The following is a 23,673-nucleotide window of genomic DNA, read 5'->3' on the forward strand; positions in this document are numbered from 1 at the left end:
GTGCTTTCCAGGTTCCCGCTCTCGCGTTTCCCTTTCCGGCGGTTCCGACTTTATCAGAAGTTCTGAGCCGGTTTTCCCACCCGCTCCGGGCGACCATGTCCGGCACGTGAAGTGCTGGGGTTCCCGGGTGGGCGGAGCCGTAAACGTACTGGAGCGGGGCGCCCCGATGCAAATCGAGGCGCCCCGCTCCAGGTCAGGTACCGACGGGCCGTCAGACCTCCACGACCACCGGGAGGATCATGGGCCTGCGGCGGTAGGTGTCCGAGACCCACTTGCCCAGGGTCCGGCGGATCAGCTGCTGGAGCTGGTGGGGCTCCACCACACCGTCCTGGGCCGACCGCTCCAGGACATCCGTGATCTTCGGGAGGACATCGGCGAACGCCGAGTCCTCGATGCCGGAGCCGCGGGCCTGGATGTGCGGGCCCCCGGTGATCTTTCCGGTGGAGGCGTCCATGACGACGAAGACCGAGATGATGCCCTCGTCCCCGAGGATCTTGCGGTCCTTCAGCGCCGGCTCGCCGACATCGCCGACCGACAGGCCGTCGACGTAGACGTAACCGGCCTGGACCTTGCCGGAGATCTTGGCCTTGCCCTCGACCAGGTCGACCGCCACGCCGTCCTCGGCGATGACGATCCGGTCGTGCGGGACGCCGGTCAGGGCGCCCAGCTCGGCGTTGGCCCGCAGGTGGCGCCATTCGCCGTGGACCGGCATCAGGTTTCTGGGGCGGCAGATGTTGTAGAAGTACAGCAGCTCGCCCGCGGACGCGTGGCCGGAGACGTGCACCTTGGCGTTGCCCTTGTGGACGACGTTGGCTCCCCAGCGGGTCAGGCCGTTGATCACGCGGTAGACCGCGTTCTCGTTGCCCGGGATCAGCGAGGAGGCCAGGATGACCGTGTCACCGTCCACGATGCGGATCTGGTGGTCGCGGTTGGCCATGCGGGACAGCGCCGCCATCGGCTCGCCCTGGGAGCCCGTGCAGACCAGGACCACCTCTTCGTCGGGCAGGTCGTCCAGCGCCCGGACGTCGACCACCAGGCCCGCCGGGACCTTCAGATAGCCGAGGTCGCGGGCGATGCCCATGTTGCGGACCATGGAGCGGCCGACGAAGGCGACCCGGCGGCCGTACTCGTGCGCCGCGTCCAGAATCTGCTGGATGCGGTGGACGTGGCTGGCGAAGCTCGCCACGATGATCCGCTTGCGGGCGCCGGCGAAGACCTGCCGCAGGACGTTGGAGATGTCCCGCTCGTGCGGGGTGAAACCCGGGACCTCCGCGTTCGTGGAGTCGCTGAGGAGGAGGTCGATGCCCTCTTCGCTCAGCCGCGCGAAGGCGTGCAGGTCGGTGAGGCGGTTGTCCAGCGGGAGCTGGTCCATCTTGAAGTCGCCGGTGTGCACCACCATGCCGGCGGGGGTGCGGATGGCGACGGCCAGGGCGTCCGGGATGGAGTGGTTGACGGCGACGAACTCGCAGTCGAAGGGGCCGACGCGCTCGCGGTCCCCCTCCGCCACCTCCAGGGTGTACGGACGGATCCGGTGCTCCTGGAGCTTGGCCTCGATGAGGGCGAGCGTGAGCTTGGAGCCGATCAGCGGGATGTCCGGCTTCTCGCGGAGCAGGAAGGGGACACCGCCGATGTGGTCCTCGTGACCGTGGGTGAGGACGATGCCCTCGATGTCGTCGAGGCGGTCCCGGATGGACGAGAAGTCCGGCAGGATCAGGTCGATACCGGGCTGCTCCTCCTCGGGGAAGAGCACCCCGCAGTCGACGATCAGCAGGCGGCCGCCGTACTCGAAAACGGTCATGTTCCGGCCGATTTCGCCGAGGCCGCCGAGCGGGGTGACCCGCAGGCCGCCTTCGGGGAGCGGCGGGGGCGGGCCGAGTTCAGGATGCGGATGACTCAAAAGACTCTCCTCAACCACGCGCGCCACGTACCGGTCGGGCACGTGGCGCGCATGACGTTCGTGCAGAAGCAGTTGTTGTGTGGGGTGCGGGCACCGGCGGCCCGCGTCTGCGGTTGTCGATTCAGTTGTGAAGCCCGTGCTGTGGTGCCAAGTCTTTAATCAGAGCTGTACCCCGCCGGCAGCAAGATCGATCTTGAGCTGGGCGATCTCCTCGGCGCCGCACTCGACCATGGGCGAGCGCAGCGGTCCGGCGGGCAGGCCCTGGAGCGCGAGGGCGGCCTTGGTCGTCATGACGCCCTGGGTGCGGAACATGCCGGTGTAGACCGGGAGCAGCTTCTGGTGGATCTCGGTGGCCTTGACGACGTCACCGGAGACGAACGCGTCCACCAGGGCGCGCAGGTCGGGGGTGACCAGGTGGCCGACGACCGAGACGAAGCCGACCGCGCCGACCGAGAGCAGCGGGAGGTTCAGCATGTCGTCGCCGGAGTACCAGGCGAGGCCGGAGCGCGCGATGGCCCAGCTCGCGCGGCCGAGGTCGCCCTTGGCGTCCTTGTTGGCGACGATCCGGGGGTGCTCCGCGAGCCGGACCAGGGTCTCGGTGTTGATCGGGACACCGCTGCGGCCGGGGATGTCGTAGAGCATGACCGGCAGGCCGGTGGCGTCGGCGACGGTGGTGAAGTGCCGGTACAGGCCCTCCTGCGGGGGCTTGTTGTAGTACGGCGTGACGACCAGCAGTCCGTGGGCGCCGATGCGTTCGGCCTCGCGGGCCAGCTCGACGCTGTGGCGGGTGTCGTTGGTTCCGACGCCGGCGACGACGTGGGCGCGGTCGCCGACGGCCTCCAGGACGGCTCGTACCAGGTCCGATTTCTCCGCGTCGCTGGTGGTGGGGGACTCGCCGGTGGTGCCGTTGACGATCAGGCCGTCGTTGCCTGCGTCCACCAGGTGGGCGGCGAGCCGCTGCGCGCCGTCGAGGTCGAGTGCGCCGTCCGCCGTGAAGGGCGTGACCATGGCGGTGAGGACCCGCCCGAAGGGGGTCTGCGGAGTCGAGGTCGGAGCCATGGGTAACACGCTACTCGGTGCGCGATGCGGGGTCTGCTCTCGGGGTGACGGAAAAGTCAGGACAAAAATGGAGCCCGGCACTGCCTGCTCGGGGGTTCAAGCAGTGCCGGGTCCGTTTGATCAGGCTAGATGAACTTCTCCAAATGCCGCAATACGGACACTTCGCCAGGCTGATCCGTACGCCCGTTCCCGGTGCGGGAACAAGGCTTCGTTACGGGGCCACACGCCCGTTCGCATTGAAGGCGGCGTACGTCAACGGCATGAGCTTCGCCCACTCCGCCTCCATCTTCTCGCCGACCATCTCGATCTCCCGCTGCGGGAAGGAGGGCACCTTGGCCAGCTCGTGCTGGGTGCGCAGGCCGAGGAAGTGCATCAGGGAGCGCGCGTTGCAGGTGGCGTACATCGAGGAGTACAGGCCGACGGGGAGCACCGAGCGGGCGACCTCGCGGGCGATGCCCTGGGCGAGCATCTCCTGGTAGGTGGCGTAGGCCTGGCGGTACGACTCCTCCATGGCGCGTCCGGCCAGGGCGTGCTGCTCCTCGGTCCCCTCGACGAAGACGTACTTGCCGGGCCGGCCCTCCTGGACCAGCTTGCGGCCGGCGTCGGGGACGTAGAAGACCGGCTGGAGCTCGCGGTAGCGGCCGGACTCCTCGTTGTACGACCAGCCGACGCGGTGCCGCATGAACTCGCGGAAGACGAAGATCGGGGCGCTGATGAAGAACGTCATCGAGTTGTGCTCGAACGGGCTGCCGTGCCGGTCGCGCATCAGGTAGTTGATCAGGCCCTTGGAGCGCTCGGGGTCCTTGTTCAGCTCGTCCAGGGACTGCTCCCCGATGGTCGACACACGGGCAGCGAAGAGCACGTCGGAGTCCGCCGCGCTGTGCTTGACCAGTTCGACGGTGACATCACTGCGCAGGTCGATCTTCAGTTCATCCGGGGTGCGGGTCACGGTTGGACGGGTCCTTCCCACTGCTGCTTGAGGTTCGCGCCCACTGTACGGGGGGACTCGGCCGCGGACGAAAGTGACCTTGCCCGCGATTTTTTCCGGACATGAGGCACCTTTTGCGGCACCCGAACGTCTTTACCGGTGAAGCGTGCCCATTCGATCTCCGACCCCGAAAGGAGCGGCAGCCGTAATGTTCCGACGGCGCGAGCCCGTACCCTTCGCCTTCCTGGCCGAGGCGGACAGGTTCCGCAGCAATGTGACTCCCCCGCCCCGGCAGCGGGCGTCCTTCGGCGAGCTGGCCGGGCGCTGGCTGCTGGGCCTCACCCTGGTCGCCGGGCTCGTGGGGGCCCTGATAGCCGGCACGCCGGCGCTCTCCACGCCGGCCGACGCACCGGCCCAGCAGTCCCAGGCGTCCCAGGGGCGCTGAGCGCGGGCGCTGACCCTTCCGGACGCGCACGGCTGGTGGGCGCACACCCGGCCGGATAGCCTCACCGGGCACAGCCCCCGCGAGGACCGAGTGAGGACCAGCCGTGCCCCTGCCCTTTCTGACGGCCGACCGCCCCTTCGAGACGGCAGCCGAGAGCGCCCTGCCCCATGACGACCCGGACCGCTGGCGGCGCCCCTACCGGCCCGGGCCCTGGCGGGTGGGGGTTGCCGCGCTGTGGCTGTTGCTCGCCTCGTTCACGCTGTTCGGCGCGGTGCTCACCGCGCTGACCGGCTCGGTGCCCAGCGCGGCGACGGTGCTCGTCGCGGGGCTGCTGATCATCGCGGGCGCGCTGCGGCTGCTGCGCATGGGGGTGTGGGTGAGCCGGCGCGGGCTGCGCCGGACCGGCTTCCTGCGGACGCGGACGCTGCCGTGGGAGCGGGTGGTGTCGGTGCGGACCGTGCAGCGGCCGGTGCGCTGGCTGGGGCTGCCGCGGGCGGTGCAGGGGCAGGCGCTGGCCCTCGTACGCACGGATCTGCCGCCCGACGACACCCCGCCGCTGCTGACCACGCACACCCTGGACTTCCTGGGCCGGCCGATGGCCTTCGACCGGGCGGCGGACGCGGTGGAGGCGTGGGCGGCGGAGTGCGGGCGCGGCTGACCGCCCCGGAGGCTCACCGGAGCGCGGAGCCGTACCGGCAGGCGCTCCGCGTCGGAGTGCGCTCCGGCGCGTTGGGCGCGACCGCGACCGGCCGGACGCATCCGCACGCGCGTGGGGCCCGGGGCGGGGCGGCGCCGGCGCGCGGGTGCGGCCGGGTGCCGTAGGCCTGCTGTCAGGGTGCGGTAGGCCTGCTGTCAGGCCCGTACGGGCTTTCCGTCGTGCAGGGCGATGGCCCTTTGCATCGCCTTGCGGGCCCGCGGGGTGTCGCGGGCGTCGTGGTAGGCGACGGCGAGGCGGAACCAGCAGCGCCAGTCGCCGGGGGACGCCTCCGTCTCGGCCTTGCGCCTGGCGAAGACCTCGTCGGCCGAGTCACGGTCGATCCGGCCGCTGGGCAGGCGTTTCAGCTCGTCCACCGGCAGGCCGCCCTCGGCCTCCAGTTCGGCGGCCAGCTGGTTGGCCTTGCGGACGAACTGGGTGTTCTTCCACAGGAACCACAGGCCGATGACCGGCAGGATCAGCACCGCCACGCCGAAGGTGACGGTGAGGAGCGTGCCGGACTGGAGGAGCATCACGCCACGGCTGCCGACCAGGACGAAGTAGAAGACCAGGACGGCGGCCGTGACGAGGTAGGTGATCTTCGCGCGCATGAGGTGTGTGGGGTGTCCGGGCTCAGCTCAGGTCCAGGAAGTGTTCCAGGCCGAAGGTGAGGCCCGGAGTGGTCACCACGCGGCGGGCGCCGAGCAGGATGCCCGGCATGAAGCTGCTGTGGTGCAGGGAGTCGTGCCGGACGGTCAGGGTCTCCCCCTCGCCGCCGAGCAGCACCTCCTGGTGGGCGAGCAGGCCGCGCAGCCGGACGGCGTGCACCGGGATGCCGTCGACGCTGGCGCCCCGGGCGCCGTCGAGGGCCGTGGTGGTGGCGTCCGGCGCCGGTGCCGTGCCGGCCGCCCGGCGGGCCTCGGCGATGAGCTGGGCGGTGCGCGTGGCGGTGCCGGAGGGGGCGTCCACCTTGTTGGGGTGGTGGAGTTCGACGACCTCCACCGACTCGAAGTACGGCGCGGCGAGCTGCGCGAACCTCATCGTCAGCACGGCCCCGATGGAGAAGTTCGGCGCGATGAGCACGCCGGTCTCCGGGGACCGGCCGAGCCAGCCCTTCAGCTGCGCGAGGCGCTCGTCGGTCCAGCCGGTCGTCCCGACGACCGCGTGGATGCCGTGGCGCACGCAGAAGTCGAGGTTGCCCATGACCGACGCCGGGGTGGTCAGCTCGACCGCGACCTGGGCGCCGGTCTCGGCCAGGGTCTCCAGCTTGTCGCCCCGGCCGAGGGCGGCGACCAGTTCCATGTCCTCGGCGGCCTCGACCGCCTTGACCGCCTCGGATCCGATCCGGCCCTTGGCACCGAGGACCGCCACGCGCAGCTTGCTCATGTTCCTGCTTCCTAACCGGTGGTGTTTCAGGCGACCGCGTCGTGCAGCCGGGCGGCCTGCTTGTCCTTGAGCGGGCCGATGACCGACAGCGACGGACGCTGCCCCAGGATGTCGCGGGCGACCGAACGGACCTCGTCCGGGGTGACCGCGGCGATCTTCGCCAGCATGTCGTCCACGGACATCTGCTCGCCCCAGCACAGCTCGCTCTTGCCGATACGGTTCATCAGCGCGCCGGTGTCCTCCAGGCCGAGGACGGTGGAGCCCCTCAGCTGGCCGATGGCGCGGGCGATCTCGTCGTCCGAGAGGCCGTTCCGCGCGACGTGGTCGAGTTCGTCGCGGCAGATGCGCAGCACGTCGTGGACCTGGCTGGGCCGGCAGCCGGCGTAGACGCCGAACAGACCGCAGTCGGCGAAGCCGGAGGTGTACGAGTACACGCTGTAGGCGAGGCCGCGCTTCTCCCGGACCTCCTGGAAGAGGCGGGAGGACATGCCGCCGCCGAGGGCGGTGTTGAGCACGCCCATGGCCCAGCGGCGGTCGTCGGAGCGGGCGAGGCCGGGCATGCCGAGGACGACGTGTGCCTGCTCGGTCTTGCGGCCGAGCAGTTCGACCTTTCCGGAGGCGCGGATCGTACGACGGCCGTCGCGCGGGGCGATGGGCCTGGCCGCCGGGTCCTTCAGGGCGCCGGCCTTCTCGAAGGCCGCGCGGACCTGGCGGACGACCTTGGCGTGGTCGACGTTGCCGGCGCAGGCGACCACGAGGTGGGTCGGGTCGTAGTGCTTCTTGTAGAAGCGGCGGATGCGGTCGGCGGTGAGGGCGTTGACCGTGTCGACCGTGCCGAGGACCGGGCGGCCGAGGGCGTTGTCGCCGAACATGGTGTGCGCGAACAGGTCGTGCACGCAGTCGCCGGGGTCGTCCTCGGTCATGGCGATCTCTTCGAGGATCGCGCCGCGTTCGACGTCGACGTCCTCTTCGAGGATCAGCGAGCCGGTCAGCATGTCGCAGACCACGTCGATGGCCAGCGGCAGGTCGGTGTCGAGCACGCGTGCGTAGTAGCACGTGTACTCCTTGGCCGTGAACGCGTTCATCTCGCCGCCGACCGCGTCGAGCGCGGCGGAGATGTCGAGAGCGCTGCGGCGGGCCGTGCCCTTGAAGAGCAGGTGCTCCAGGTAGTGCGTGGCGCCGTTCAGGGCCCGGGTCTCGTCGCGGGAGCCGACGTGGGCCCAGATGCCGAAGGTCGCGGAGCGGACCGAGGGCAGCGTCTCGGTGACGATGCGCAGGCCGCCCGGGAGGGTGGTCTTGCGGACCGTGCCGATGCCGCCTGTGCCCTGGATGAGGGTTTGGGTACGGGCGACGGCCCGCGCCTCCGAAGAGGGGCGGCCCGTCGCCTTGGAGCTACGGGACGTCACTGCTCGGCGTCGTCCTTCGACTCGTCAGAGCCTTCCTCGCCCTCGACCACGGGGATCAGGGAGAGCTTGCCGCGGGAGTCGATCTCGGCGATCTCGACCTGGACCTTCTGGCCCACGCCGAGGACGTCCTCGACGTTCTCCACGCGCTTGCCGCCGGCGAGCTTGCGGATCTGCGAGATGTGCAGCAGACCGTCCTTGCCGGGCAGCAGGGAGACGAACGCACCGAAGGTGGTCGTCTTGACGACCGTGCCCAGGTACCGCTCGCCGACCTCGGGCATCGTCGGGTTGGCGATGCCGTTGATCGTGGCGCGGGCGGCCTCCGCCGAGGGACCGTCGGCGGCACCGATGTAGATCGTGCCGTCGTCCTCGATGGTGATCTCGGCGCCCGTGTCCTCCTGGATCTGGTTGATCATCTTGCCCTTGGGGCCGATGACCTCACCGATCTTGTCCACCGGGATCTTCACGGTGATGATCCGCGGAGCGTTCGGGGACATCTCGTCGGGCCGGTCGATGGCCTCCATCATCACGTCGAGGATGTGGAGACGCGCGTCGCGGGCCTGCTTGAGGGCAGCGCCCAGGACGGAGGCCGGGATGCCGTCCAGCTTGGTGTCGAGCTGGAGGGCGGTCACGAACTCCTTGGTGCCGGCGACCTTGAAGTCCATGTCGCCGAAGGCGTCCTCCGCACCGAGGATGTCGGTGAGGGTGACGTAGTGCGTCTCGCCGTCGATCTCCTGGGAGATCAGGCCCATGGCGATACCGGCGACGGGGGCCTTCAGCGGCACACCGGCGTTCAGCAGCGACATGGTGGAGGCGCAGACCGAGCCCATGGACGTCGAGCCGTTCGAGCTGAGCGCCTCGGACACCTGGCGGATCGCGTAGGGGAACTCCTCGCGCGCCGGCAGGACCGGCACCAGGGCGCGCTCGGCGAGGGCGCCGTGGCCGATCTCGCGGCGCTTCGGGGAGCCGACGCGGCCGGTCTCGCCGGTGGAGTACGGCGGGAAGTTGTAGTTGTGCATGTAGCGCTTGCGGGTCACCGGGGAGAGGGTGTCCAGCTGCTGCTCCATGCGGAGCATGTTCAGGGTGGTGACGCCCAGGATCTGGGTCTCGCCACGCTCGAACACCGCGGAGCCGTGGACCCGCGGGATGGCCTCGACCTCGGCGGCCAGGGTGCGGATGTCCGTCAGCCCACGGCCGTCGATGCGCTTCTTCTCCTTGATCACGCGCTCGCGGACCAGCTGCTTGGTGAGCGAGCGGTACGCGGCGGAGATCTCCTTCTCGCGGCCCTCGAACTCCGGCAGGAGCTTCTCGGCGGCCAGCGCCTTGACGCGGTCCAGCTCGGCCTCGCGCTCCTGCTTGCCGGCGATGGTGAGCGCCTGGGCCAGCTCGGGGCGGACGGCCGCGGACAGGGCCTCGAACACGTCGTCCTGGTAGTCCAGGAAGATCGGGAACTCGGCGGTCGGCTTGGCGGCCTTGGCGGCGAGGTCGGCCTGGGCGCGGCACAGCACCTTGATGAAGGGCTTGGCGGCCTCCAGACCGGCGGCGACGACCTCCTCGGTCGGCGCCTCGGCGCCGCCCTCGACCAGCTTGATCGTCTTCTCGGTGGCCTCGGCCTCGACCATCATGATCGCGACGTCGCCGTCCTCCAGGACACGGCCGGCGACGACCATGTCGAAGACGGCGTCCTCCAGCTCGGTGTGGGTCGGGAAGGCGACCCACTGGCCGCTGATCAGCGCGACGCGGACGCCGCCGATCGGGCCGGAGAAGGGCAGGCCGGCCAGCTGCGTGGACGCGGACGCGGCGTTGATCGCCACGACGTCGTACAGGTGGTCGGGGTTGAGGGCCATGATCGTGGCGACGACCTGGATCTCGTTGCGCAGGCCCTTCTTGAAGGACGGGCGCAGCGGACGGTCGATGAGGCGGCAGGTGAGGATGGCGTCCTCGGACGGCCGGCCCTCACGGCGGAAGAAGCTGCCGGGGATCTTGCCGGCGGCGTACATCCGCTCCTCGACGTCCACCGTCAGGGGGAAGAAGTCGAGCTGGTCCTTGGGGTTCTTCGAAGCGGTGGTGGCCGACAGCACCATGGTGTCGTCGTCCAGGTACGCCACGGCGGAGCCGGCGGCCTGCTTGGCCAGGCGGCCCGTCTCGAAGCGGATGGTGCGGGTGCCGAAGGGGCCGTTGTCGATAACGGCTTCGGCGTAGTGGGTCTCGTTCTCCACTAGCGTTTTCTCCTCGTCTTCGTCCTGTGCCTGCCCGTGTGGCAGGGGGACGGCGTGTGGAGAGGCGCTCCGTGCGGTGCGGGCCGGTCTTCGATCGAAGCACCCGGGGCTTCTTCCCCGGGGGCCACTACCGAGGACCGGCGGCGACTGGGTGCGCTTCTCCTCGTTCTGTCTTCTACGCGGTGCGTTGTGCTACCACACTACAAAGCGTGAGTGACACTCCGCACGTTTCCACTTGTACGACAGTGGTCACCGTGTGCGTGGCTCAGCCCCGCATACGGCAAAGGGAGCGGTCCCCGAGTCGTCGGGAACCGCTCCCCTCGTGGCGTCTTACTTGGCGCCCGCCGCACCGCGGCGGATGCCGAGGCGGTCGACCAGCGCACGGAAGCGCTGGATGTCCTTCTTCGCCAGGTACTGCAGCAGCCGGCGGCGCTGACCGACCAGGATCAGCAGGCCACGGCGGGAGTGGTGGTCGTGCTTGTGGGTCTTGAGGTGCTCCGTCAGGTCGGAGATCCGACGGGAGAGCAGAGCGACCTGGACCTCGGGGGAGCCGGTGTCACCCTCCTTGGTACCGAACTCGGCGATGATCTGCTTCTTCGTAGCGGCGTCGAGCGACACGCGTACTCCTCATGGTGTGTGAGTGGCCACCGAGTGCCCCCGGTCTGCGTCTCGGGGGAGCTTCCGTTACTCGGGAGGCGGGGATCCGCTGGGCGCGGCCTCCAGAACAGCGCATGGTTCCGGGGGTGCGTACACAAACGGCCGTCACTCAGGGTACCAGGCGATGACGGGCACCTTGCGCCCGGTCGGCGAACGCCCCCGGCGCGGTGGCGTGCGCCACTAGGGTGAGCCCCGGGATCGTACCTACCTCGGGAAGGGGTCGCCGCAGATGGCGGAAACGGAAGCGGAGATGAAGGCGCGCAAGGAGCGCGAGCGGGACGAGCTGTACGCGCTCGACATCTCGGGCGTGGAGTGGCACTGCGCGCCGGGTACGGAGGAGCACGAGGAGCGGGTGGAGATCGCGTACCTGCCCGGTGGCGCGGTGGCGATGCGGTCCTCCCTCGACCCGGACACCGTGCTGCGCTACACGGAGGCGGAGTGGACCGCGTTCGTGCTCGGGGCGCGCGACGGGGAGTTCGATCTGAAGCCGATGGCGCACAACGGGGGCCTGGACGTGCAGTGAGCGGCACGGTGTGAAAGCGGCATGGTGGGAAAGCCGCACCGTGTGGAAAAGGGGGCGGCACGCGCGCGTGCCGCCCCCTTTTCGCGTTCTGGTCCGGTCGGCCGATCCGGTCAGCTGGTCAGCTGGTCATGGCGCGTGCCTTGGCGTACACGTCGAAGACGGCCAGGGCGAGCGGGATCAGGGTGAGCAGGACGAAGCCCTCGCTGATCTCCAGGAAGCGGCCCCAGAAGGGGGTCGGGCCGCCGCGCGGCAGGATCAGGCCGAGCGCCGTCACCAGGGCCGTGGCCAGGGCGATGGCCGCGATCAGCCAGATGGTGCGGATGTCGAGGTCGGTGCGGTCGCCGGCCAGCGCGGCGCGCATGACGTGCTCCGGCGGGTTGAGGGCGAGGCCGAGGCCGAGCAGGACCAGGCAGGTGAGGCCGGCGGCGAGCACGGGGGCGACCTGGGCGGTGTAGCGGAACAGGCCGGCGCGCATGAGCATGGCGATGCCGGTGGCGAGGGCGAGCAGCTGGGCCCAGACGTCGTCGGAGAAGCCGAGTACGGCCGCGGCGCCGACGGCGAGCAGCGCGCAGCCGCCGACCATGCCGACGAGGAGTTCGTGGCCGCGCCGCGCCTGTGCCTCGATGCGCTCGGTGTCCACCGGTTCCTGGGCTGCGGGCTCGTTGCCGTAGGCGGGGCGGGGGGCGCCGCCGCTGCTGGGGTTCTCGAAGCCGATGGGCAGCCGGGCGAACCGCATGGACATGCCGGGCAGGAACGCGAGGGCGCAGACGGCGACCGGGGCGCACAGGGCGGCGGTCTCCTGGGGGGCCCAGTCGGTGAGGGTCGCGATGAAGACGGCGACGAGGGCGACCGCGGAGGCGAACACGAAGGCGACGAAGGGGCCGTCGCCGTGGGGTGAGCACAGCGCGAGGATCAGGGCGGCGACGAGGACGGCCGCGCACGCCAGCAGGAACTGGAGCCGGCCGATCCCCTCGCCGGCGCTCAGCGGCAGCAGTCCGCTGCCGGCGACGCCGATGTTGGGCAGCGCGCCGAGGCCGAGGGCGACGGCGGAGCCGCGGTCGTCGTAGACGCGGGCGCGGACGGCGGAGAGCACGACGAGGAGGACGCCGGTGACGGCGGCGAGGATGCCGGCCAGGCCGTGCATGTCGTGGCGCGGGTCGGCGGTCCAGGCGACGAACGCGAGCAGCGCGGGCAGGACACCGCCGCCGACGAGGCCGGCGGCCCGGGTCAGGTCGCCGCTCCACAGCTTGTGCTGCTTGGTGACGGAGGAGGCCACCGCCTCGGCGACGTCGTCGAAGACGGCCGGCGGCAGGGACTCGGCGAACGGGCGCAGGGTGAGCAGTTCGCCGTCGAGGATGCGCTGGGCGGCGAAGGACCGGGCGCTGTCCAGCACGGTGCCGTCGGTGCGGACGAGGTGGTAGCCGACCGGGGCGCCGGCCGCGGGGCTCTGCCGGGACAGCCGGAGGATCTCCGGGTAGAGGTCGGCGACCGGGACGTCGTCGGGCAGGGCCACGTCGATACGGCTGTCCGGCGCGACGATGGTGACCCGGCAGAAGCCGAGTCCGGTGCCGGACCCGGAAGGGGCTCCCGTCCCGGGTCCGCCGGTGGCGGCGGCCGTCATGCTCACCTGCTGCTCCCCCTCAGTGGTGGTGGTGCGTCTGTGTGGTGCTCGGTGCTGGTGCTGTGTGGTGCTGGTGGTGCGGTGTCGTGCTCGGTGGTGGTGGTGCGGCCGTGTCGTGAAGGTCCCGTGCCGGTTTGCCCGGTGCGCGGCGACCCGGGTGCCGCAGGCCGGGATTCCGGGGCCGTTCCGCCTCTTCCTTGAGGAGCTCGCCCCGGTATGTCCGGCCTGTTCGGCGTGTGCTCACGCGAACATCCGGCACCCTACCGCCCACCCGCCCGGCGTGAACTCAGTAGGATCACGCGGCGGCCTGCGCTCGCCGGACACGGGGCGGCGGGCGGAAAGCCTGGGTCGGGCAAGGGAATTGGTGAGCGGTGAGCCAGATTGTCGTCAAGCGCCCCCCTAGGGCGCTTCCGTCCGAAGTACCCACGGAAGAGGTCGTTGTCCAGCCACCGCCCGAATTGCCGCGGGGGCACCAGGAGAGCGTGCTGATGCAGCTCCTGCCCACGCTGGGCATGGGCGGCTCGGTGGTCTTCTTCTTCACGAACGGCCAGCCGTTCATGAAGATCATGGGCATGATCATGATCGCCTCGACGGTGGCGATGTCCATCGCGATGGTGGTCCGCTTCCGTCGCGGCTCGCAGGGCCAGCTGGCCGACATGCGCCGCGACTACCTCGGCTATCTGTCGCAGACCCGCAGGTCCGCCGTGGCCACGGCCCGAAAGCAGCGGGACGCGCAGTACTACCTGCACCCCTCCCCCGAGCAGCTCTGGGCGCTGGTCGCCGAGGGCAGCCGGGTGTGGGAGCGGCGGCCCGGCGACGAGGACTTCGCGCACGTCCGCATCGGGCTGGGCACGCAGCCCCTGGCCACCCCGCTCCTCGCCCCGGAGACGGGGCCGGTCGAGCAGCTGGAGCCGCTGACCGCGGGCGCGATGCAGCGCTTCCTCGCCGCGCACGGCACCGTCGGCGACCTGCCGATGGCCGTGTCACTGCGCGCCTTCTACCACGTCACGGTCAGCGGCGAACCGCAGTCCGTGCGGGCCTCGGCCCGCGCCCTGGTCGGCTCGCTGGCCTCGCTGCACTCCCCGCAGGACCTGCTCATCGCGGTGGCCGCGGGCCGGGAGGCACTGGCGCACTGGGACTGGGTGAAGTGGCTGCCGCACGCCCAGGCGCCCGGCGCGGTGGACGGCGCGGGCTCCCGCCGGCTGATCGGCTCCGACCCGCGCGAGCTGGAGGAGCTGCTGGCCACGCGGCTGACCGGCCGGCCGCGCTTCCACCCCGCCGCCGCGCCGCTGCTGGACGAGCCGCACATCGTGCTCGTCCTGGACGACCTGTCCCTGCTGCCGGACTCGGTGCTCGCCAACCCGGAGGGGCTGCAGGGCGTCACGGTCCTGGAAGTGGTGCCGGGCGAGCTGACGACGGCGGGCGGCGACCTGTCCATCGTCGTCCAGCCCGGCCTGCTGCGCCTGGAGTCCGGGCACGGCGAGGTGTACGAGGGCAGCCCGGACGCGCTGTCCTACGAGTCCGCCGAGGCGCTGGCCCGGCAGCTGGCGCCGCTGCGCATGGCCTCCGGCGGTGACGACGACGAGCCGCTGCTGGCCAACCTGGAGTTCACCGACCTGCTGGGCCTCGGCGACGCGGCCTCCGTCGACACCAAGCGGACCTGGCGCCCGCGCGCGCTCGCCGAGCGCCTGCGGGTGCCGATCGGTGTCGGCGAGGACGGCCGGCCCGTGATGCTGGACCTGAAGGAGGCCGCGCAGGAGGGCATGGGCCCGCACGGCCTGTGCGTCGGCGCGACCGGTTCCGGCAAGTCCGAGCTGCTGCGCACCCTGGTGCTGGGCCTGGCGGTCACCCACTCCTCGGAGACGCTGAACTTCGTCCTCGCCGACTTCAAGGGCGGCGCGACCTTCGCCGGCATGGCGCAGATGCCGCACGTGGCGGCGGTCATCACCAACCTCGCGGACGACCTGACCCTGGTCGACCGCATGGGCGACTCCATCCGCGGCGAGCTGAACCGCCGCCAGGAGCTGCTGCGCGACGCGGGCAACTACGCCAACATCCACGACTACGAGAAGGCCCGCGCGGCCGGCGCCCCGCTCCAGCCGATCCCGTCCCTGGTGCTGGTGATCGACGAGTTCAGCGAGCTGCTGACCGCCAAGCCGGACTTCATCGAGATGTTCGTGCAGATCGGCCGTATCGGCCGTTCGCTGGGCGTGCACCTGCTGCTGGCCTCGCAGCGCCTGGAGGAGGGCCGGCTGCGCGGCCTGGAGACCTACCTCTCGTACCGGATCGGTCTGCGCACCTTCTCCGCGGCCGAGTCCCGCGCCGCGCTCGGCGTCCCCGACGCCTACGAACTGCCGAACGTCCCCGGCTCCGGCTTCCTGAAGTACGGCACGGACGAGATGGTCCGGTTCAAGGCCGCCTACGTCTCGGGCGTGTACCGCTCCGGCGGCCCGCGCACGGCCCTGTCCGGCGGACGACTCCCGGTCGACCGCCGCCCGGTGCTGTTCACGGCCACCGAGGTGCCGGTGCAGTACACGGCGATCCCGCAGCAGCGCACCCCGTCCGAGCCCGAGGTGGACGAGGCGCTGGCCGACACCGTCCTCGACGTGATCGTGCGCCGGCTGGAGGCGCAGGGCCCGGCGGCCCACCAGGTGTGGCTGCCGCCGCTGGAGAGCCCGCCCGCGCTGGACGCGCTGCTGCCGGGGCTGACGGCGGTGCCGGGCCGCGGCCTGACCCAGCCGAACTACGAGGGCGCGGGCCGCCTGGTGGTCCCGGCCGGCCTGGTCGACAAGCCGTACGAGCAGCGCCGCGACCGCCTCATGCTGGACTTCTCGGGCGCGGCCGGCCACATGCAGATCATCGGCGGCCCGCAGTCGGGCAAGTCCACCCTGCTGCGCACCCTGATCTGCTCCTTCGCGCTCACCCACACCCCGCACGAGGTGCAGTTCTACGGCCTCGACTTCGGTGGCGGCGGCATGGCCGCGGTGGACGGCCTGCCGCACGTCGGCGGCATCGCCTCCCGCCTGGATCCGGAGCGGGTGCGCCGTACGGTCTCCGAGGTGTACGGCGTGCTGACCCGCCGCGAGGAGTACTTCCGCACGGCCGGCATCGCCTCGATCGCCGACTACCGCGCACGGCGCGCCCGGGGCGACATTTCGGTCACCGACCAGCCCTGGGGTGACGTCTTCCTGGTCATCGACGGCTGGGGCAACTTCCGTACGGACTACGAGGGTCTGGAGCCGGCGGTCCTGGACATCGCCGCGCGCGGCCTCGGCTACGGCATCCACCTCGTCATCACCGCGTCCCGCTCGATGGAGGTCCGCGCGAACCTCAAGGACCATCTGATGAACCGCCTGGAGCTGCGCCTGGGTGACGTCATGGACTCGGAGATCGACCGCAAGGTGGCGGTCAACGTGCCCGCCGGGGTCCCCGGCCGTGGTCTGTCCCCGCAGAAGCTGCACTTCATGGCGGCGGTGCCGCGGATCGACGGCCTCACCTCCGACACGGACCTGGCGGAGGCCACGGCCGCGCTGACCACCGAGGTCGGGCGGCACTGGCAGGCGCCGGGCGCCCCCAAGGTACGGCTGCTGCCTCGCCGGCTGGACGCGGCCGAGCTGCCTCCGGGCGACCGGTTCCCGCGGCGGGGCGTCGCGTTCGCGCTGGACGAGGAGAACCTGGAGCCGGTGTTCGTGGACTTCGACCAGGACCCGTTCTTCCTGATCTTCGGCGAGAGCGAGTCCGGCAAGTCCAACCTGCTGCGGCTGCTGATCCGGCAGCTGTCGCTGCGGTACGGCGGCGACGAGGCGAAGTTCTTCGTCGTCGACAACCGCCGCGCCCTGCTGGACGTGACGCCGGCGTCCCACCTGGCGGAGTACATCCCGATGTCCAGCCAGATGGACCACCACATGGCGGCGCTGGCCGATCTGATGCAGCGCCGCACGCCGACGGCGGACGTCACGCCGCAGCAGCTGCGGGACCGCAGCTGGTGGCGGGGGCCGCAGGTGTTCGTCGTCATCGACGACTACGACCTGGTCTCCACGTCCAGCGGCAACCCGCTCAGCGGGCTGACGGAGATGCTGCCGTTCGCCCGCGACGTCGGCGTGCGCTTCATCATCGCCCGCTCCTCCGCGGGCGCGGGCCGGGCCTCGTACGAGCCGTTCATGCAGCGCATGAAGGAACTCGGCGCCCAGGGCCTGGTCCTGGCCGGCGACCCGGCCGAGGGCGACGTCCTCGGCGGCGTCCGGCACCGCCCGATGCCGCCGGGCCGCGGTGTCTTCGTCTCCCGCAAGCGGGGCAAGCCGCTGGTTCAGACGGGGTTGGTGGAAGTGGAGTACTGAGGCCTCAGAAGACCGGGAGGGCATACAGGGCGACGGCGGTCTTCACGAAGACCCGGTTGCCGTGGGCCGCGAAGGCCACGTCGTCCTTGCCGCCCTCCACCTCATAGGTCCAGATCTCGTCGGAGGTTTCCTCGCTCACGGTCCGCACGGTGGTGCCGGACAGCAGCCAGACGCCGTGGCCCTGCACGAGGACGGGGTGGTCGTTGCTGCCCATGGCCATGTCGGCGACCCACTGCTCCCTGCCCTCGGGGAGGCCGTATCCGTGCGGGAAGGCCTGTACTCAGCGCACCGCACAGCGCCGCGCCGAGCGCACGTACCGTCCTCTCGGGCAGCGGGCCGCAGCTCCACCGCCTCGCCGAGGGGCGGCCCGAGCACGTACTCCGTGGCCAGCCAGGGCGTCTCGGCCCGCACGTCCGCGTCCACGACCCCGGCGCCGTACCGCTCCCCCACGACCCGTGCCGCGTCGGTCTCCAGCCGGAACCGGGTGCGGAAGGCCGGGTCGGAGGCGATGCGGGCGTGCATCGTCTTCAGCGCGACGGTACGGCCGCCCGCGCCGCGGGCCAGGTAGACGGTGCCCATACCGCCGCTGCCGAGGCGGACGACGGGCTGGTAGGGGCCGATCGCGCGGGGGTCGTCGTGGGTGAGAGGGGAAGGCATGGCCGTCTTCAGTCCGGAGGGGGTGCGGGCGCGGCCTCGGCCGTGAGCAAGGTCGCCGACTGGTGTGCGAGGGCGGCGATCACACGGCCGGGGAGCCAGCCGGGGGTGAGGAGCGTGGTGGAGTCGGCGGCGGGGTCGCCGGCCAAGGCGTGGACGAGTTCGGCCGGCCGGGGGCGGGCGCCGGGGTCGCGGGCCAGGCACCGGCCGACGACCGCGCGGAGGGCGGCCGGGAGTTCGCCGCGTTCCGGGCTCGTGTAGCCCGTGGCGGCGTACGCGAGCGTCGCGCCGAGGGCGTACACGTCCCCCAGGGGGCGCGGGCGCCCGCCGGACGCCTGCTCCGGCGGCAGGCGGCTGCCCGCCTCCAGGCCCGGCAGCCCGGAGCGGGGCGTGCCGTCCGGGGCGGCGGCGCGTACGGCGCCGAAGCAGGTGAGGCGCGGGCCGTCGGCGGCGAGCAGGACGGCCGCGGGTGACACGCCCGCGAAGGCCAGGCCCTGCCCGTGCACGACGGCCAGGGTCTCGGCGAGGGCCACGCCGAGAGCGCGTACGGTGCGCTCGGGCAGCGGACCGCCGTGTACGGCGAGGGCGGTCGGCAGCGGGAGGGCGGGCAGGTACGGGCGGGCGTACCAAGGCGCCTCGCCGGGCGCGGCGAAGGCCGTGGCGGGAGCGGCGCAGGGGCCGAGGAGATAGCGGGAGCCCTCGGCTTCGGCGAGGAAGCGCCGGGCGTCGCCGCCGGGATGCGGGAGGGACAGCAGGACGGTGTGCGAGCCGTCGGCGCTGCGGGCGACGTACCGCCGCTCGGGGACCGGCACCTTCGTACGAGGGTCGTCCAGGGCGGTGATCAGCGCGTACGGGCCCACCCGCCGCCGTACCGCGGCGGCTCTGCCCGCGCCCTCCCCGACGTCCTGCGTGGCACTCATTCCCTGTCCCGGTGCCCTTCGTAGCGCTCGTCCGTCCGGTGTCCGGCACGACAGAGGGTGGGCACCTCCCGTGCGTGCCCACCCCGTTGCCGTACCGCGCCGGCCGGTACTCCGCCGGTCCGGCTTACATGAAGTAGCTGGCGGCCTTCCGGTCGCCGCCCTGGTAGTCACCGCCGGCCGCGTGCACGACCTTGCCGATCTGGACCAGGGCCTCGTGGATGCCCTTGGCCTCGCGGTCCCAGGCGGCCTGCTGCTCGGTGTACGCGTTGTGGGCCTCGCCCTCCCACATGCTGGCGACGCCGGCGACCTTCTGCTTGATGGCTTCGAGGCCCTCTTCGAGCCGGCGCGCGTGGTTGGCCAGCTGGGTGGCGGTCTCGTCGAGGCTGCCGTAGGAAACTTCGAGCTCGCCGCTGTTGTTGACGCCCATGATTGCTCCGTTGCTGAGAAGTGGTGACCTGGCGGGGATCAGTAGCTGGACAGGGCCGAAGTCGAGCCGCCGACGCTGACGTCGATGCTCTGGACCTGCGCGCGGACCTCGTCCTCCGTGCCGTCCTTGATCTTCCGGGTCGTGCTCATGGCCTCGATGAACTTGGCGAGGATGTTGCCGATGCGGACCATGCGCTCGTTGATCTCGGTCTGCTTGGTGTTGAACGCGCCGGCGCCGATGCCCTTCCAGTTGCCTTCGAGGCTGTCGATGAGGGCCTGCAGTTCCTTCAGCTGGCCCTTGATGCCCTCGAAACGGTGCAGAAGCTCCTTTTCGAGGACGATGATGTCCTTGTCACTTACCTTCTGGCGCTGCGTCGCCATTTCCATGCCTTTCTGTGTGAACTGACCTTGCCGGGCGCTGAGTCATGTGTCGGGCGTCAGCACTGATGGCAAGCGGGTCTCTGCTCACTCGGCGAATGAGCAGGTATGCGGGAGACCGCTCAGGCGTTACGGCGTGCGCGCAGCACGGCGAAACCGGCGCCTCCGATGACCAGTACGGCGGCTACGGCGCCGATGATCACCCAGGTCTGGGTGCCGCCGCCGGAATCACTGTCCTTCGCGGCGGCGGCGGAGGTGGGACCGTTGGCGGAACCGGCCTCCTTGCCGGGCTTCCCGGACGGGGTCTTGGCCGAGGGACTCGGGGACGCCGACAGCGTGCCGTTCTGGGCGGCGAGAGGATCGACGTCGGGCGGACCCGGGTCGATGTCCTTGTTGATGAGCACCCGGCGAGGGCGGACGCCGCCGTAGCCGAGGTATCTGCTGGGTGTGTCCTTCGGCCAGTCGCGGGCGGCCGTGTCGACAAGAGACCGCAGGACCTGGTTGGCCGTCCAGTCAGGGTGCGCGGACCAGATCAGGGCCGCGGACGCGGAAGCGATGGCGGAGGCGGGGCTGGTGCCGTCGGTGTCGCAGTACTCGGTGAACGTGCCGTCACACCAGGAGGGAACGTGCAGGCCTGGGGCCGACAGGTCCACGTAGTTTCCGAACGTGGAGAACTTGGCGACGGTTCCGGTTTTGTCGAGGGCGGATACGCCGATGACGCCGGGGAAGTTGGCCGGGTAGGAGGGCATGTTTCCCTTGTCGCCGTCGTTTCCGACGGAGGCGAAAACCAATTTCCCTTTGGAAACCGCATATTGAATAGCGGTGTCCGTGCCATCGTGGATATCCCCGCCACCGAAAGACATGTTGATGATTTTCGCATCACTGTCGGCGGCTGCACGAATCGCCTTGGGCACGCTGGGTGTCCTGCTGATTTCCTCGCCCACCAGTCTTCCACCATCAATGCGGAAGGGGATGATCTTGGCGTCCGGGGCGAGGCCCTTGATGCCGCCGCCGGCGCCCGTGCCCGCGATGATCTCGGCCATGGAGGTGCCGTGCCCGTCCTTGTCATGGGTGACGTGATAGGACACGGACTTGGGTACTTCGTCCACCAGCACCTGGCCCTTGAGGGTGGGAGTCGCCGGATTGACCCCACTGTCGATCACGGCGACCTTCACCCCCTTGCCCGTGCTGATCTTCCAGATGTCGTCAGCACCCATGAAGTCCAGGTACCACTGCTTGGACTGAATATCGACGGCGGCAGCTTCCGGAGCGAGCGTCGCCGACGTGACGACGAGCGCGCCGAGTGCCGAACAGACGGCGGACAGACGCCGTACGTTGCGCCTCGTCAGGAGCGCCGTCTTCGGGCCGCGTCGGCCGGTCCCTGGCTTCATGCCTGTGTATGTCCTCGCTCGTGTTCAGTCGCTCGTGTTCGGCACATCGCGCCGCTGCTGCGACGGGCGGCGCTGTTCCCTCTCGGCGGTCCCGCCGGTACGACCGGTCTCGCCGTCCGCGCCCTGGCGGCCGCCGACGGCACCGCGCCCCAGCCCGGAGCCACTGGATCCGGAGCCCTTCGACGAAGAACTGCGGGGCGCCCCGATGGCACCCTCGGGGCTGCCCGCCGAACGCAGGACCGCCTGGCCCGCACCGGTTTCCGGCTTCGCCGTGGGGGCGCCGACGACGCCTCGCTGACCGATGGCGCCCTTCTGCGGCGCGGAGGAGACCGGTTCCTCGGCGCCGACGACCATACCGCGCGGGACACGGGGGTTGGGCGTGGATCCCGACGTACGGCCCGTGACGGGCTTGCCGCCCATGACGCCGTTGCGCGCCGGACCCGTGGGTCCGGTTACTCCCGGACGCCCCCCGGGGGTTCCGGTCGTCCTCTGCGTTCCTCCGGTGACGGGACGTCCTGTCGGGGTACGCCCGGACTGAACGGGTCCGCGTGCACCCGGCTGCCCCGTCGGCGTCGCGTGTCCCATGGCGCGGGCGGGCTGGCCCACAGGGCCCTGCGGCACGCGGGCGCCCGGGACGGAACGCCCGGCCTGACCCACCGGCCCCTGCGGGACACGTCCGGTGGAGACGGGGCGCCCCGGCTGGCCCGTCGGCCCCTGCGGCACTCGGCCGGTTCCGGTGCCCACGGGGCCGGTACGCCCCTGCGCGGTCACCGGGGGCCGGCGGCCCGGCCCGTAGCCGGGGGTACGACCGGTCGGCGTGACGGGAGGCGCCATCGGCCCGGTGGGCAGGGGCGGCATCGGCCCGCCGCCGCTGGTCGTCGGCAGAGTGGGCGTCGGAGTGCTGGGCGACGGAGTGGTGGGCACCTGCGGGGGCAGGGTGGTCGTGGTGTTGATCTCCGTGCCGACCTCGTGGCCGGAGGGTCCGCCGGGCTCGTGGACTTCCCTGAGCGGCGGAACGTGCACGTGCCCGTGGCCCGTTGTCCCGTTCGGCGTGGCCGCACCGACGTAGCCTTCACCGGCATCGCCCCGGACCGCAGCCGCCGGTGTCGATGCGGACGACGTCGACCCCGAACCGTACCTTTCCCTACGCTCGTCAACGAAAGGTTTGGGTACTCCGACGCCCGGAATGGGCTCGATCGGCTCCGGTTCCTTCTCCTTGCTGAGGTCTATCGCCGCGACCTTGTAGTACGAGGCCAGCCGGTTCATCTGGTTGATGGCCTCTTGCCGGTTCTTCTCGACCTTCAGCGCGGCCACGTAGTCCGGGTTGCTGTCGACCTGCTTGGCCTTGGGCAGCTCGGTGGGCAGCTTCTGCTCGGCCGCCGGGCGGGTGTCCCGGGGCGGCATGGAGCTGCGGGCGGAGGCGAGCCCGGTGGCCGCCACGGAGATGTGGGTGCCGGCGGCCTCAGCGTATTTCGCGAGGCTGTTGGTGTAGTGGATGAGCTTCTGCGTGTACGCGTGGAAGGCCTCGGCGCCCTCGCCCTCCCAGTCGACCCTGAGGTGCTGCTCCAGGTCCGACGCGGCCTTGCGGATGTCCTTGCCGGCGTCGAACAGGGACTTGCCGGTCAGTTCGAGGTGCTCGGGGTTGGCGTGTTCGACCAGGTCGATCATGTCGTTGAGCTTGTGGCCCTCGAAGTTCGTCGATCCGACGAGGTTGACCCGGACACCGCCGAAGAGCGGCATGTTCGCCAGTACGTTCTGCGCGGTCGTGATGGGCCGGACCTGCTGGCCGACCTCCTTGTCGACCTGCTGCGCAGCGGACTTGTACTCGGGCTTCTGCTTCCAGTCGTCGCTCACTTGAGGTCCGTCTTCCCCGTCGACTTGCCTTCCGCCCCCTGCTTGCCGGCGGCAGTGCCCTTCTTCACTTCCTCCTGGTACTGCGCGTCGAGTTCCGTGCGAATCCGCCAGAACCGGCGGTGGACGTCGGCCTCGGTGCCGTCGTAGGTGGCATCCGCAGCATGGGAGGCGAGCTTGAGGGCCTCGATGTGCATTCCCAGCGTCTTCGAGAGGTGGGTGAGGCGCGAGTGCACGGTCTCGTACGCCGTGTGCAGGTCGGTCGCCTCGTCGAACGGGGCGTTCGTGCCGCCGAACGACGACCGGCTCAGCGTCTGCTGTGCGATCTGGGACGGCCCCCCTTGCCCGCCCTCGAACTCCGTCAGCGCGCCGTCGAGCTTGTCCTTGAACTCCTGCAGCGCATCGATGCCACGCCTCATGCCCGAGCCGCCACCGTCGCCCACCGCGACCCCTTCCCCGTTTCCCCGTTGGTAGAGCTGGACGGACCGGGCGGCACCCGGCCGTGACACCGATCCGTCGCGGACCACTGTAGTCACTGCGTAATTGGCGGCCAACTGAACTATGCGACGGTTCAGTTGCGAAGCTGTCCCGAAGTGACCGACTCATGAGCCGTCAGATACCGACAAGGCGGTCAATAACGACAGAAGGCTTTCGTTTTCTACGCAGAAGCTTCACATGCGCGCGGCGGGCGACGTCGACCGAGTGGCCTGACCGAGTGACCCGGTCCGGAACTTCGCCATCCCGAAACCGGTCCCGCGGCCATCACTCTCCGCCGAATTTTCACGTCCGACAGGTCACACATGGCGGACATGGCACAAATTTTCCATTGCGTTGGTTGCTAGGTTGTGCCGCCACCGGACTTACCACGGGGGAAGGGGCCCTTG

Annotated in this window: 20 protein-coding genes; 4 read left to right on the plus strand and 16 right to left on the minus strand. The window is 70.8% G+C overall.

All coding sequences use genetic code 11. The features are described 5' to 3' along the window. Window positions 1–211: 211 nt before the first annotated feature. The 3 genes from ABD350_RS04630 to thyX all read right to left on the minus strand — a co-directional run bounded on the left by ABD350_RS04630 (window position 212) and on the right by thyX (window position 3,905). Window positions 212–1,897: a ribonuclease J gene (locus tag ABD350_RS04630; RefSeq protein WP_344346429.1), complete on the minus strand. Its 1,686-nt coding sequence runs from the start codon at window positions 1,895–1,897 to the stop codon at window positions 212–214. Between the two features lie 159 nt (window positions 1,898–2,056). Next, a complete protein-coding gene (dapA, locus tag ABD350_RS04635; protein ID WP_344346430.1) occupies window positions 2,057–2,956 on the minus strand; it encodes a 4-hydroxy-tetrahydrodipicolinate synthase in 900 nt (299 codons plus the stop codon). A gap of 211 nt (window positions 2,957–3,167) precedes the next feature. Beyond that, a complete protein-coding gene (gene thyX / locus ABD350_RS04640; protein WP_344346431.1) occupies window positions 3,168–3,905 on the minus strand; it encodes an FAD-dependent thymidylate synthase in 738 nt (245 codons plus the stop codon). 187 nt (window positions 3,906–4,092) lie between these two features. Between thyX and ABD350_RS04645 the strand changes: the two genes are divergently transcribed. After that, on the plus strand, window positions 4,093–4,329 hold the full coding sequence (locus ABD350_RS04645) for a hypothetical protein (protein WP_344346432.1): 237 nt from the start codon (window positions 4,093–4,095) through the stop codon (window positions 4,327–4,329). Window positions 4,330–4,432: 103 nt separating this feature from the next. Next, window positions 4,433–4,987: a YdbT family protein gene (locus ABD350_RS04650; RefSeq protein WP_344346433.1), complete on the plus strand. Its 555-nt coding sequence runs from the start codon at window positions 4,433–4,435 to the stop codon at window positions 4,985–4,987. A 194-nt stretch (window positions 4,988–5,181) separates the two neighbouring features. Here ABD350_RS04650 and ABD350_RS04655 read toward each other — a convergent pair whose 3' ends face one another. The 5 genes from ABD350_RS04655 to rpsO form a co-directional block, all read right to left on the minus strand. Then, complete coding sequence (locus ABD350_RS04655; protein ID WP_344346434.1) at window positions 5,182–5,634, minus strand: tetratricopeptide repeat protein; 453 nt, start codon at window positions 5,632–5,634, stop codon at window positions 5,182–5,184. 22 nt (window positions 5,635–5,656) lie between these two features. Beyond that, on the minus strand, window positions 5,657–6,409 hold the full coding sequence (gene dapB, locus ABD350_RS04660; protein WP_344346435.1) for a 4-hydroxy-tetrahydrodipicolinate reductase: 753 nt from the start codon (window positions 6,407–6,409) through the stop codon (window positions 5,657–5,659). Window positions 6,410–6,435: 26 nt separating this feature from the next. Next, window positions 6,436–7,815: a M16 family metallopeptidase gene (locus ABD350_RS04665; protein ID WP_344346436.1), complete on the minus strand. Its 1,380-nt coding sequence runs from the start codon at window positions 7,813–7,815 to the stop codon at window positions 6,436–6,438. Continuing rightward, entirely contained in the window at window positions 7,812–10,031 is a 2,220-nt protein-coding gene (locus ABD350_RS04670; protein WP_344346437.1) for a polyribonucleotide nucleotidyltransferase, read from the minus strand. Before ABD350_RS04670 ends, ABD350_RS04665 begins: the two co-directional genes overlap by 4 nt. Window positions 10,032–10,361: 330 nt before the next feature. Continuing rightward, window positions 10,362–10,649: a 30S ribosomal protein S15 gene (gene rpsO, locus ABD350_RS04675; protein WP_003997419.1), complete on the minus strand. Its 288-nt coding sequence runs from the start codon at window positions 10,647–10,649 to the stop codon at window positions 10,362–10,364. Between the two features lie 268 nt (window positions 10,650–10,917). Here rpsO and ABD350_RS04680 point away from each other — a divergent pair, with 268 nt between their 5' ends. After that, window positions 10,918–11,211, plus strand: a complete 294-nt coding sequence (locus ABD350_RS04680) for a DUF397 domain-containing protein (RefSeq protein WP_030619136.1) — start codon at window positions 10,918–10,920, stop codon at window positions 11,209–11,211. A 118-nt stretch (window positions 11,212–11,329) separates the two neighbouring features. On the opposite strand, the gene eccD is transcribed toward ABD350_RS04680, so the two are convergent. Continuing rightward, window positions 11,330–12,832 (minus strand): type VII secretion integral membrane protein EccD, encoded by a 1,503-nt coding sequence (gene eccD, locus ABD350_RS04685; protein ID WP_344346474.1) that lies wholly within the window; start codon window positions 12,830–12,832, stop codon window positions 11,330–11,332. Between the two features lie 371 nt (window positions 12,833–13,203). On the opposite strand from eccD, the gene eccCa reads away from it, so the two are divergent. Continuing rightward, window positions 13,204–17,169 carry a type VII secretion protein EccCa gene (gene eccCa, locus ABD350_RS04690; RefSeq protein ID WP_344346439.1) on the plus strand — a complete coding sequence of 1,322 codons (3,966 nt, stop codon included), beginning with the start codon at window positions 13,204–13,206 and terminating at the stop codon, window positions 17,167–17,169. Between the two features lie 4 nt (window positions 17,170–17,173). On the opposite strand, the gene ABD350_RS04695 is transcribed toward eccCa, so the two are convergent. From ABD350_RS04695 to ABD350_RS04725, 7 genes are all read right to left on the minus strand, one after another. Beyond that, window positions 17,174–17,389: a hypothetical protein gene (locus ABD350_RS04695; protein WP_344346440.1), complete on the minus strand. Its 216-nt coding sequence runs from the start codon at window positions 17,387–17,389 to the stop codon at window positions 17,174–17,176. 445 nt (window positions 17,390–17,834) lie between these two features. Continuing rightward, window positions 17,835–18,743, minus strand: a complete 909-nt coding sequence (locus ABD350_RS04700) for a protein kinase family protein (RefSeq protein WP_344346441.1) — start codon at window positions 18,741–18,743, stop codon at window positions 17,835–17,837. Window positions 18,744–18,867: 124 nt separating this feature from the next. Then, window positions 18,868–19,170 (minus strand): WXG100 family type VII secretion target, encoded by a 303-nt coding sequence (locus ABD350_RS04705; protein WP_344346442.1) that lies wholly within the window; start codon window positions 19,168–19,170, stop codon window positions 18,868–18,870. 38 nt (window positions 19,171–19,208) lie between these two features. Beyond that, window positions 19,209–19,550, minus strand: coding sequence for a WXG100 family type VII secretion target (locus ABD350_RS04710; protein ID WP_344346475.1), 342 nt, complete (start codon window positions 19,548–19,550; stop codon window positions 19,209–19,211). A 119-nt stretch (window positions 19,551–19,669) separates the two neighbouring features. Then, window positions 19,670–20,938 (minus strand): S8 family serine peptidase, encoded by a 1,269-nt coding sequence (locus ABD350_RS04715; RefSeq protein WP_344346443.1) that lies wholly within the window; start codon window positions 20,936–20,938, stop codon window positions 19,670–19,672. Between the two features lie 24 nt (window positions 20,939–20,962). Then, the gene (locus tag ABD350_RS04720) at window positions 20,963–22,792 is read right to left on the minus strand and encodes a WXG100 family type VII secretion target (protein ID WP_344346444.1); all 1,830 of its coding nucleotides are present in this window, start codon (window positions 22,790–22,792) and stop codon (window positions 20,963–20,965) included. Then, on the minus strand, window positions 22,789–23,232 hold the full coding sequence (locus ABD350_RS04725; RefSeq protein ID WP_344346445.1) for a hypothetical protein: 444 nt from the start codon (window positions 23,230–23,232) through the stop codon (window positions 22,789–22,791). Before ABD350_RS04725 ends, ABD350_RS04720 begins: the two co-directional genes overlap by 4 nt. Between the last annotated feature and the right edge of the window lie 441 nt (window positions 23,233–23,673).

Origin of the sequence: Streptomyces nogalater (assembly GCF_039532885.1) — a bacterium.
GTDB classification, from domain to species: Bacteria; Actinomycetota; Actinomycetes; order Streptomycetales; family Streptomycetaceae; genus Streptomyces; species Streptomyces nogalater.